At 41.2% G+C, this 12,154-nt stretch carries 7 protein-coding genes; all 7 read right to left on the bottom strand.

Going from position 1 to position 12,154, the window contains the following annotated elements; genetic code table 11:
• Positions 1 to 109: 109 nt before the first annotated feature.
• Positions 110 to 1,711 carry a RagB/SusD family nutrient uptake outer membrane protein gene (locus FXV77_RS03605; RefSeq protein ID WP_148917806.1) on the bottom strand — a complete coding sequence of 534 codons (1,602 nt, stop codon included), beginning with the start codon at positions 1,709 to 1,711 and terminating at the stop codon, positions 110 to 112.
• An 18-nt stretch (positions 1,712 to 1,729) separates the two neighbouring features.
• Positions 1,730 to 4,894, bottom strand: a complete 3,165-nt coding sequence (locus FXV77_RS03600; protein WP_148917805.1) for a SusC/RagA family TonB-linked outer membrane protein — start codon at positions 4,892 to 4,894, stop codon at positions 1,730 to 1,732.
• Positions 4,895 to 5,090: 196 nt separating this feature from the next.
• Positions 5,091 to 6,209, bottom strand: a complete 1,119-nt coding sequence (locus FXV77_RS03595) for a FecR family protein (protein ID WP_148917804.1) — start codon at positions 6,207 to 6,209, stop codon at positions 5,091 to 5,093.
• A 153-nt stretch (positions 6,210 to 6,362) separates the two neighbouring features.
• Positions 6,363 to 6,971, bottom strand: coding sequence for an RNA polymerase sigma factor (locus FXV77_RS03590; RefSeq protein WP_148917803.1), 609 nt, complete (start codon positions 6,969 to 6,971; stop codon positions 6,363 to 6,365).
• A gap of 176 nt (positions 6,972 to 7,147) precedes the next feature.
• Complete coding sequence (thrC, locus tag FXV77_RS03585; RefSeq protein ID WP_148917802.1) at positions 7,148 to 8,455, bottom strand: threonine synthase; 1,308 nt, start codon at positions 8,453 to 8,455, stop codon at positions 7,148 to 7,150.
• A 26-nt stretch (positions 8,456 to 8,481) separates the two neighbouring features.
• Positions 8,482 to 9,459, bottom strand: a complete 978-nt coding sequence (locus FXV77_RS03580; RefSeq protein WP_148917801.1) for a homoserine kinase — start codon at positions 9,457 to 9,459, stop codon at positions 8,482 to 8,484.
• A 15-nt stretch (positions 9,460 to 9,474) separates the two neighbouring features.
• On the bottom strand, positions 9,475 to 11,922 hold the full coding sequence (gene thrA, locus FXV77_RS03575) for a bifunctional aspartate kinase/homoserine dehydrogenase I (RefSeq protein ID WP_148917800.1): 2,448 nt from the start codon (positions 11,920 to 11,922) through the stop codon (positions 9,475 to 9,477).
• Positions 11,923 to 12,154 lie beyond the last annotated feature (232 nt).

The raw sequence follows: 12,154 nt of genomic DNA, 5'->3' as shown, positions 1-12,154 counted from the left end.
GCAAAAATACACGTTAACGAAGCAAAACATTTAATAAAACAACCTTTATTTTATTAGATAACAAAAAAACAGGCGGAAGTATAAAAACTTCCGCCTGTATAGCTGCAGATTAGTATCCTGGATTCTGTACCAAATCTGGCTCTATTTTCAACTGTAGCGCATGGTGTGGCCATAAATAGTTGTGTGGTGCAAACGTTCTGTTTTCAATATGCAGACTTTGTTTTTGCCCGTTGCTCATTACGCGTGTGTGGCCTAATGCCGGTTTGCTCAATACATCCGCGGCAATGCGCCAGCGAATGATATCATCATACCGAAACCCTTCTCCTGCAAATTCGGTTCGGCGTTCGTTACGGATTAAATCAATCCACTGCTGCTGGGTATAAGCACTGTATGCCGATAGTTTGACATCGGCATAATCCATATCCAGTCCCGCTCGTCTTCGCACCTGATTGATACAGTCTTTTGCTAGTTCATCAATATCGTTTTGCATGATCTTAGCTTCGGCATAAGTCAACAGTACTTCGGCATAACGAGACAAGCCAAAAACTAAATTACCATTACGAAAGGCATCCTCTTCGGGTACAAACTTCCGGTACCAATAGCCCGATTTACTAGCGCGCACATTTTGGTAATACATCGGACTTTGTGTATTATAAATATCTATTTCCTCTCCATAAAAAATATCCCCATGCCCCATGATGCTCGCCGTATAACGTGGATCACGGTTCAGCTTGGGATCCAGTTCGTATTCTTCTTTGGTATGCTCGGGACAATTGTCGATAGGACGTCCTTGTAGCGTCCAATATGCATCGACCAATGCCTTGGTAGGTACACTGTAAGATTGACCGGTCCCGGTACGGAAATGCGGACCTAAGTCCCTAAACGACCAGGTATTGTTCGCTCCCACGGCTTCCAAGTTATGGTGTTGGATAAATTCCTTATTGGAGGAGGCTCCTGCATACTGGAACAAATCACCATAATTCGGATAAAGCTCGTACCTTCCGCTTTCCATAACTTCTTGTGCCAGACGGGCTGCGCGTTCATAACGTCCGTGATATAAAGCATAACGCATCACAAGGGTCTTGAACGATTCTTTATTAAAAAAGTGCTTATCCGTCGAATATTCTCCCGAAGGTAAACGGCTAATGATATCATCCGACATTTCAAACAGTCTGTCTAATACCTCGGTTTGCGGCAAAGGCGGTTGCTTCGCCTCCTCTACGGTAGCCGGTTCCAGCAGAAATGGAATATCTCCCCAACGTGTCGTTGCCTCAAAATAATGCCACACCCGTAATCCTTCGAGGATCGCTTTATATTTTTGCCGTACCGCCTCATTTTCCAAATAAGGTTTATCAATATTGGCAATATACATATTGATACGCCCCACATGTTTCATATGCAGCGTATAATAGTATTCAAATGCGCGTGTATTGGCGTTGATATTACCGTTCGCGATACGCAAATGGTGATCACCTTCCACCCGGGCATATGCATCATCCGATCGTCCGTCTTTCATGTAGAAGAGAAGACGACGATTGTCCCGGGGTGTAAAAAAATCTAAATAGGAGCTATAGGTCACACGTTGCAAATCGGCTTCCGTATTAAAAAACTCCTCAAATGTGGTCGCTGTTGGGTCGCGCTTATCCAGAAAACTTTCACAACTCGTTAAGACTAACACCAAGGAAATCATATATACAAATTTCATTTTCATCTTATTCATGTTTATAGACTACAATATTGTTGCTTTAACACCGATACTATATGTCGCCATCCGCGGATAGGCACCGTTACCTTGAAAGCGAGGTGAATCTTTCTCTTCAATTTCCGGCTCTAAGCCTTCCCACTTGGTGAAAGTAAGAGCATCTTGCGCATTCACATAAACGCGTACATTACGAATCGATTTACCAATATTCTTAAAGGTATAGCCCAATTGTATGGTCTTGATACGGAAGTAAGAGGCATTACCCAGCCATACATCACTGAGGTTGGCATTCGGCGAAGCACCCGTCCATACCCTCGGAAAGCGGCTGTTCGGATTGTCGGGTGTCCAGCGGTTATCCATATAGTACTGTCTTGGTGTACCTAAGCTATTCTCATTTCCGTCCATCAATACCGGATAAGCTTCAAGCCCACGTATACGTTGTGTCCGACGACCTACACCTTGCCCCAACATACTAAAATCCCAGTTTTTATAGCGCAAATCTACATTAACAGCATAGTTCATATGCGGAAAGGGATCACCTAGGTTTACTCGGTCATTTTCGTTGATGATACCATCTCCATTTTGATCTACATAACGAATATCACCGATCTGCGTGTTCGCCAGTTTCGCTCCATTAGCATCCAATTCTGCCTGATTTTGATAATAACCATCACTTTGATATCCATAATAGTTATCTATCGCGATGCCTCGGTACCATATTTTATCCTCATTGCCTTTGAATACCAAACTGTCTGCGGTCGTATATCCTGCTTTTAAAACACGGTTTATGTTGTCAAACAACATCCCGCCAACAGAATAGGAAAAATCACCTACTTTATCACTCCAGCTCGCGCCGATTTCCCAACCTTTATTTTCTACTTCACCAATATTAACACTAGATTCCAAGATATTTGCCCCGATCAGCGGAGGAATAGGGAAGTTGTCGTAAATCAAATCGTAGGAATGTTTATGATACACTTCCGCCGTTATGTTCAAGCGGTTTTTCAGTGCTGTTAAATCCATCCCGATATTCCACTGGTTTTGCTTTTCCCAAGAAAATTCAGGATTTGGTACACGCATAAACCAGCCCCAGTTATTCACCACCTCCTGCCAAAGGTAAGGATCTACATTTTCGTTACCGATTTTACCATAAGAGAAACGTAATTTTAAGTTATTGATAGCACCACTAGTTTTCAAGCCCTGCATAAATTTTTCGTTATGCGCATTCCATGCCAAGGCTGCCGAGGGGAAGAATCCCCAGCGATGACCCGGTGCAAATTTACTGCTACCATCGGCTCTTGCTGTCACTTCTAAAAGATAGCGTTCATCAAAAGAATAGTTTAGCTTTCCGAAGAACGAAGCTTTATTGATTTCTCGATAGTCCGTATAAACATGCGACATCGTTTCGGTACCGGCAATCAGGTAAATCTTATCCCTATTATTAAACAAAGATGCTTGATAATTGATATTGGCCCTGGCTGTTAATTGGCTTGAACTCACGTCCTGGGTTGCATCCACATTGTTCCCCCATATCAAGGCAGGTTTGCCCTCTTCGTCATAAAAACGGTACGTTAAACGCTCTTGCTTCCATGCAGATTTATTAATCATATAGGAGACATTTCCATCAATGGAGAAGTTTTCAGTAATAAAATAGCGTGGTCTTAAGTTTATGGTACTCCGATCATACATACTGCTTCGTGTCCCACCGTGGTGAATCGATGCCACAGGATTAAGGTTATTGTATAGCGCATAGTGATCTGGCCTATCCGTATCGTAAAATATCGACTGTGCTGGATTCATCTTCCAAGCATCCTGGTACAACCCGTGCCCGTTGGTATTCGCCATAAGGCGATCATTTTGTAAGCGATGTGCATAAAAATCAGCCAACAATACAAACTTGTCCGCCATATTGATATTGGTGTTAAAACGTGCACTGAATTTATCAGATCCTTCAATATTGTTCAATCCTTTATCAGCCATATAGCCAAGCATCAGATTAAACGTTCCGACACCTCCGCCGCCAGAGATGTTGGCACTGGTGTTCTGCTTAAATGGGGTACGTTCCGCGATGGCATCCAACCAATCCACCGAAGGTGTTTCTCCTGATTCAGCTTTGGCAATATCGTCATCCGAAAAAAGATGCGATTGTCCCTGCAAGCCGCGTGCTTCATTATTCAGACGCATATAATCTGCAGCACCTACGAAATCAGGTTTATCGATCTGTGAACTGATACCCGACCAGTGGTGCAGATCTACTTTAAACTGCCCCGGTTGTCCGCGGTGTGTCTCGATGATGATCACTCCGTTTGCTCCTTTAGAACCATAAAGTGACGCGGATGCGGCATCTTTCAGCACGGAAATACTCTTTACCTGATTGGGATCGATATCGGTAAGTGTCTGTTCCATTCCATCGACGATAACCAGCGGGGCCTGTCCTTTTAATGTACTGACGCCCCGAATCGATATGTCACCAGGCGTTTCTCCCGGCATATTGCTGCTCTGCATCATCATCACACCGGGCACAGTACCACTGAAGGCTTCCTGTAATTTAAACATCGGTCGATTGGTGACCCGGTCCATATTCACATCGGATACTGAAGAAGCTACGTGCCTTCTTTCGATTTGGCTGTACCCCGTCACCACCACTTCATCTATATCCCTTGTATCGGAACGCAACACCACGTCTATACGCGTACGATTCTGCGTGCTTTCTTCAACATCTTGATAGCCCATCATACTAAACATCAAGGTAACCTCACCATTTATAGTGATCTGATACCGTCCCGCGTCATCCGTCACCGTACCTACCGTAGAGCCCTTAATTAACACGTTAGCTGCTGAAAGCGGGCTGCCATCTTCATCTGTGACGGTACCAGAAACAACGCGTTGCTGAGCCTCTTTCCTTGGCATAATGGTAATTTGATTACCCGTAATGGTGTAATCCAAATTTTCAGCGTTTAACGTCTTTTTAAGTAGACGTTGTAAATTTTCATTTTTAGCAGTGATATTGATCTTTTTATCGGCAACCAATTTATCCCTATACAGGAATACGTACTCGCTTTGCCCTTCGATTTCTTCGAATAAATCGATCAATTTACCGTTTCTGATATCAACACTGACATTTTGTGAGTAGGTATCTGCATGAACGGCAACCATTCCTAAACACAAAAAAAGAGCTGTTAACTTTATCATACGGATTACTTTTTGGTATAGACTTTTATGTCTTTCTTTAACAAGAAAGGCTTGTCTATTGTAAAGAAACTTCATAGATTTACAATTGTTATAAATTAATGCTTTTGTTAATTAATACATCTGTAAATAGGTAGATGTTACCGCATCTGCCTATTTCTTTTATCGACTTTTTTTAGTATTTCAGTTAAACATCGTGTTATTTTTTCTGGATTGTAATCCTCCTTTCCTCTTTTTGAAGTTGGTATTCAAGTGGGTTATATAATGTTGTCAGTAAACTCGTTAAAGGTTGCGTTAAATCTAACCTCCCTGAAAAGGTTTCATTAGACCCAGATGTAGATTCTACCGTAATATCCGTATTATAGACGCGTTCTAGCCGCGCGATAACTTCCGCTAACGGTGTATTTTTCAAGATAAGCTGCTTTCGCGTCCAGGAAATATGGTTCTCAACAGCTTCTTGTGAAATAGACAAATGTTTACTATTCTTACGTAATACCGCAGCAGTTCCCGGTTTTAGAACCTGAGGTTCAAATGATATTTCCCCTGCTCCTTGCAATTCTATTTCTCCGCTAAGCAACACGGTTGATGCAAAGGAATCATCTTTATAAGAACTAATGTTAAATGTCGTCCCCAATACTTTAACCATCATATTCGCTGTATGAACGTAGAAAGGTCGTTTTACATCGCCCTCTACATCAAAGTACCCTTCGCCTTCTAAATATACTCGTCTTTCAGCAGCATCAAATATGGTTGGAAACGTTAATTGCGACCCCGCATTCAACCATACCTTCGAGTTATCCGGCAATATGACTTCGATACGTTTTCCATAAGGTACCGTCAGTGTATTGAATGTAGACGCGTTCTTTCTTTCATCCTCATACTTCTGATCCGAGCTTAAATCAATAACCTCTTGTCCGTCGGAAATACGTACCTGTTGTCCATCGCCTCGTTTCATGGATACCTCTTCTTCCTCCGTTATTAAATTTTGGTTATTCATGGCGTTATACAATAAGGAATTATAGGAAATATCAGGGTCTTGCTTATTCCAAAAAAAGAATGATAATGCTATAACGGCACAGGCAACTGCACTATACCTTAAGATTTTAATTTGACGATTCCGCTTACTGGCTTTCTGTGTTGTTTCTTCGATACGTGTCCATACCGCCACGTGCGCCTCCGATGACAATCTATGGGATTTTGACAATTTCAGTATGTTTAAAATGCGTTCCCCCATCTTTCTAGTGTCATTGACAGCCTCTTTTTCCAGATCTTTACGAGGAGATTCGCCACTTAAAATATCTTCTATCTTGCGTTCCATGTATATCGATTAGCAATTTTTGGATTTATAATAATAATTCCCTTTTTATATCTATATATAATAGAGGACGAGATTGCCATTTTATAGACAGGGAATTAAAAAAAAATGAAAATAATAGAAAGAAATCGGAAAATACCGGAAGAAAGCAAAAGATTAAATATTACTTTTCTCTGCATCTACAGGTAAAAATGCAATGAATAGTAATTGCGAAATTTTGTTATTTTCCATCCGCTGACGCAGATCTTTTACAGCTCTATATATAAAAGTACGGCAGGAAGCAATAGAAATATCCATAATTTGGGCAACCTGCTCATAGGACATTTCGCAGGTAAAACGCAAATAAAGGGCCTCTTTTTGACGATGGGGCAATTTCTCCATTTCAGCGCGAAGTTTTGTCAAGACCTCATCTTCTTTGTCATCGGATAACGTAATATAATCTTCCGTTTCCAATTCCAATCGAAAACGATAGTTTTCGGCATAAATAGAACGGCTTATATTCCTTTTTTTACTTTCCACTACTTTCCGACGAAGAGAACCAAACAGATACGCCTTAACATTCACGTTAGGACTCAGTCTTGAACGGTATCGATGTAAATCAACGAATAAATCATGTATACTATCTTTTACAATTTCTTCGTCTGAACAATATCGAATCCCATAGGCAAAAAGTGCATTGACATACACGTCGTATAAGGCCTTAAACGCGTCTTCGTCTCCTCGAATAAAACATTGCCAATACGCTATATGTGAATGATTCGTCATATTACTTATAGCCAGCCTCTATAACGAAGGGCCGGAATTTTTACGTTTAAGATTGCTATATTGCCGAGACAATATAGCAATCTTCTCCTGTCTACTCAAATTAATTTGGGTACAAATATCGGCAGTTTTTTGTTAAATCAACGTTACGTTTTTGAAAAAGAAGTAACCTTACATTCCTAATTATTGACCAACAAATAGGATTTAAAAATTTCGTAATCCACGGGTATTTCTGTCACTAGCTTCTGCTTCCCCGCCAATTCTTCTGCTCCTTTGGGTAATTCGATTTTTGCAAACACTTCTTGAGAAATAGCATCTGGAAACTTACATGGATGGGCTGTTGATAAAAACACAGAAGCATACGTTCCCGGATAATCTTGACGGTATTGATTAGACGCGAGATAGGCAATAGCCGTATGCGGACAAGCGATATACTGATATTTATCATACAGTTCTTCCATCGCTTTTACCGTCTGCTCATCATCATAAGTGTAAGATGAAATCATGCTACGAAGCTCTTCCAGATTGTTGTGAAACATATCCTGAATACGCACCCAATTGCTCGGATTACCAACATCCATGGCATTTGCCAATGTCTGTACAGATGGCTTTGGGTCATAGCTACCCGATTGCAAGAAACGTGGAACGGTGTCGTTGACGTTAGTTCCCGCTACGAAATGCGTCACAGGCAAACCCATTTTATAAGCTAACAAACCCGCACCGATATTACCAAAGTTGCCACTAGGCACAGTAAAGACTACTTCGGAAGAGCCTTGTGACTTCAGTTGTGCGTATGCCCAAAAATAATAGAATGTTTGTGGTATCAACCGAGCGATATTAATGGAGTTAGCAGAAGTTAATCTTAACGCTTTATTAAGATCGACATCATTGAATGCAGTTTTCACCAGCGCCTGACAATCGTCAAACGTTCCATCAACTTCTAACGCCCGTATATTTTTTCCATTTGTTGTCAACTGTTCTTCCTGCACTTTAGAAACTTTCCCTTTGGGATAAAGTATGGTTACACGTGTACCCTCGACGCCTAAAAATCCCGACGCTACAGCTCCGCCAGTATCTCCAGAAGTGGCTACCAAAACATCTAGCAATTGATCCCCTTGTTTCGAGAAATAGCCCATCACACGACTCATAAATCGCGCACCAAAATCCTTAAAAGCATACGATGGCCCGTGGAATAATTCTAATACGGCTGTTTCCGCATCCAAAAACCGAACTGGGGCATCAAAATTAATCGCATCCGCAATAATTGCCTTTAAATCATGATCTGGAATATCATCGCCAATTAACGTATGCGCTACTTCAAAAGCAATCTCCCGCAAAGAATATTGTTGAATATTGCGGATAAAAGCGGCATCTAACGATGGGATATCCTCTGGCATATATAAGCCTTTGTCCGCCGGCAATGAATTAAAAACAGCTTCTTGAAAAGAAACCCGTAGATCTTTATTATTTGTACTATATAGTTTCATTGTTTTTATTTTTTTCACTCTTCAACTTATATGATCTTCGGTCCGTCTATATTGACAGGGGACACATATTTAAAACTATCTATCTCACAATCTGTCAAGTGTTGCTGAATGAGATTAGCCGCTTTTTCGGCGGTTTCTTTTCCACGCGAAATAGCAACTACCGACGGACCCGAGCCAGAAATACCAAAACTAAGTGCCCCTGCATCTAATGCTATTTGCTTCATCGTGTAAAACTCCGGAATCAAAATGGCACGAGTAGGTTCGATGAGCACATCGTGCATACTCCGGCTAATTAACTCGTAATCGCTTTCATAGAGACCTGCAATTAACCCTGCAATATTGCCCCACTGTGTCACTGCATCTTTCAAGAAGACTTTTTCTTTGATGAGCTGTCGAGCATCACGTGTAGGTACATCGACCTTTGGAAACACGATTCCCGCATATAGCTCTTCCGGTACTGGCAATTTAATTATATCCAAAGGATTGTGTCCTCGAATTAACGTAATGCCCCCCATTAATGCCGGGGCTACATTATCAGCGTGCCCATGACCACAAGCAAGGCGCTCACCCTCCACACAGAAAGGCAGCAGTTCTTCTTTCGTCAACGGATTTCCCAAGAGGCTATTGATAGCAAATAATCCCGCTACTGTACTGGCGGAACTCGAACCTAAACCACTACCAATGGGCATGTGCTTGATGAGTTCTATCTCTACACCGATCTCTTTAGAAACTGCTAGATGCGCTAATAACATTTTCACGCAAGCACTTACAGTATTTTTATCGGCATCTAACGGCAGCCTACCATCGTCTCCAACTATAGATCTGATCCGTACACCAGGCGTTGCAACGCGGTGCATAAGGACTTCATCTCCCGGATAGTCCACTGCGAACCCCAATATGTCAAATCCACATATCATATTGGCTACAGTGGCAGGCGCAAACACACGCACGGTATCCGCGATTTTATCGAAATCTATTTTTTTATCTGTTTTATTTTGATTCATTATTCTATCAACTAATTATGCTCCCACATTGACCAAATCAGCAAATACACCCGCCGCGGTCACTTCCGCTCCGGCCCCAGGACCTTTTACGACTAAAGGACGCTCCTTATAACGTTCTGTTGTAAATGAAATAATATTATCACTTCCTGACAAAGCGTAGAAGGGATGGTTTTCGTCTACCATTTCCAATGCAATGGACACTTTACCATCTTCCAGCTTGCCAATATATCGGATTACTTTCTTTTGGCTTTCCGCTTCTTCTTTTAATGCATTGAAATATTGATCGGCTTTCAGTAACGCTGCATAGAAATCATCTACAGATGTCGCTTCTAAACAGGCTTGGGGGAGAATAGCACCTAAATCGACGTCAGACGGTTCAATCACATGCCCTGCATCACGCGCCAAAATCAACATCTTCCGCATGAAGTCAATACCACCCAAATCATCACGTGGATCAGGTTCTGTATACCCTAATTCTTGAGCACGTTTCACAACTTCGTAAAACGAAGCATCTCCGGTAAAGTTATTGAATATATAGGAAATAGTTCCGGAAAGAATGGCTTCGATCCGCACAATACGGTCGCCACTCAACATCAAGTCTTTCAATACCCGCACAATAGGCAAGCCAGCCCCAACATTGGTTTCATAGAAAAAGTCGACCCCATATTTACGAGCCGTGTCATGGAGTGATTTGTATTGCTTATAGTCGCCAGAATTGGCTATTTTATTACAGGTGACAACCGAAATATTCGATTTAAATATATCTATATAATACGTGGATGGAAGTGGACTCGCTGTATTATCTATAAAAACACAATTAGGCAAATTCATTGCTTTCATCCGTTCCACAAAGTTGGACAAATCTGCGACTTCTCCCTGATTCTCCAATGTTGTACGCCAATCCGTCAAATCTATACCTTCTGGATTAAACAGCATTTTCCTCGAATTTGAAATGCCGGCTATTTTAATTTCCAGGTCGTTGTTCTCTACCAAAAAGTCATATTGTTCATGAATCTGCTTGAATAACGTCGCACCGATGTTACCCGTCCCCACATTAAATACATACAAGGTCTTCTTTAGCTCTGCGAAGAATGCGTCATGCACGGTATTCAATGCTTTCGCCATATTTTCTTTCTCAATAATAACGGATATATTGAGTTCCGAAGAGCCTTGTGCAATAGCACGCACATTGATACCGTTTCTCCCCAATGCATGGAATAGACGACCAGACATACCTGGTGTACGTTTCATATTTTCCCCAACAATTGCCAATACTGAAAGCTCATTTTCTACGGTAGGCAAAACCAGTTTATTCGCTTCCAATTCGAGCTCGAATTCTGTTTTAATGAGCTGTACAGCTTTCGTTGCATCGTCTGGATGAACTGCAAAAGTAATACTATGTTCGGAAGATGATTGGGTTATCAATACGACATTAATCTGCTCTCTCGCCAACAATGTAAATAGACGGCCACTAAACCCAGATTTTCCTATCATTCCGCTTCCAGAAACATTGATAACAGAAATATCAGCAATAGAGGAAATCCCTTTAATCGGGTAAACAGATTTCCCACTTTCAAACTGAATTACGGTACCTGCAAATTCCGGCTCAAATGTATTCCGAATTACAATCGGAATCTTCTTTAAAAAAGCAGGAATCATCGTCGGTGGATATATTACTTTCGCTCCAAAATAAGAAAGTTCCATCGCCTCATTATACGACAAGGTTGGTTGCGAGAATGCTTTCTTTACAATGCGTGGATCAGCGGTCAACATGCCATTGACATCCGTCCATATCTCAATGGCAGAAGCCCGCAACACCGAACCAAAAATTGCTGCGGTATAATCGGATCCTCCTCTTCCCAACGTGGTGATACGACCGTTCTCATTTGAACCGATAAAACCAGTGACAAATAAAAGCTTATCCGCATGGGTATGTGCAAGCGACTGAATAAGTTGGTTCGTAACCTCTTCGTTTATATGCGCATGTCCAAAATTGGAATCCGTCTTTATATAATGAGAAGCATCAATGAACTCAACTTGTTCAACATATTGTTCCATGATTTTGGAGACCATATAGTTCGACAATCGCTCACCAAAAGAAACGATCAAATCTTTACTTTGCAAGCTCAGTTCCCTAAGTGCACTGATGCCTTGTAAGATATCTTCTAATTCATTGAGCATCAGCTTTAATCTCGTAAATACCGGATTTTGGTATTTTACTGCGATGAGCTTTTTTACCACTTCGAAATGGCGTTCTTCCAATAATTTCAAATCTTCGTCAAAAGGGACACGCTCAGCTGCATTTTCCGCCATTCTCATCAGTAAGTTCGTTACGCCAGCCATAGCGGACAATACGACCAAAGGTTTTTCTCCCTCGTCGTAAGAGCTCTTAACAATGCCTAATACAGCTTTTACGCTCTCGACATTGCCAACTGATGTCCCTCCAAACTTTAATACTTTCATTTCAGTTTAATTATAATTTAAAATAATGTGTATACTAACCAAAAAAGCCTTCCCATTTGGAGGAAGGCTCTATATTTTCTGTACACTTTCTTATACAATAGAATTACTTCCTCCGATGAATTGTGCCGGTGGTAATAATAATCGTTGTAATAATAAGGTGTAAACTTTCCATATTTTTGAAAAACGATCTAAATATAGGAGTTTTAATTTGAAACCATCAAATATTTTTTCA

The organism is Sphingobacterium phlebotomi (assembly GCF_008180195.1).
GTDB lineage: Bacteria > Bacteroidota > Bacteroidia > Sphingobacteriales > Sphingobacteriaceae > Sphingobacterium > Sphingobacterium phlebotomi.
This window is presented reverse-complemented; position numbering and strand designations above follow the sequence as displayed.

Bases quoted from the DNA above. Each gene is read 5' to 3' on its own strand.
- thrA (WP_148917800.1), bottom strand. From the start codon at position 11,922: ATGAAAGTATTAAAGTTTGGAGGGACATCAGTTGGCAATGTCGAGAGC.
- thrC (WP_148917802.1), bottom strand. From the start codon at position 8,455: ATGAAACTATATAGTACAAATAATAAAGATCTACGGGTTTCTTTTCAA.
- FXV77_RS03600 (WP_148917805.1), bottom strand. From the start codon at position 4,894: ATGATAAAGTTAACAGCTCTTTTTTTGTGTTTAGGAATGGTTGCCGTT.
- FXV77_RS03590 (WP_148917803.1), bottom strand. From the start codon at position 6,971: ATGACGAATCATTCACATATAGCGTATTGGCAATGTTTTATTCGAGGA.
- FXV77_RS03595 (WP_148917804.1), bottom strand. From the start codon at position 6,209: ATGGAACGCAAGATAGAAGATATTTTAAGTGGCGAATCTCCTCGTAAA.
- FXV77_RS03605 (WP_148917806.1), bottom strand. From the start codon at position 1,711: ATGAAAATGAAATTTGTATATATGATTTCCTTGGTGTTAGTCTTAACG.
- FXV77_RS03580 (WP_148917801.1), bottom strand. From the start codon at position 9,459: ATGAATCAAAATAAAACAGATAAAAAAATAGATTTCGATAAAATCGCG.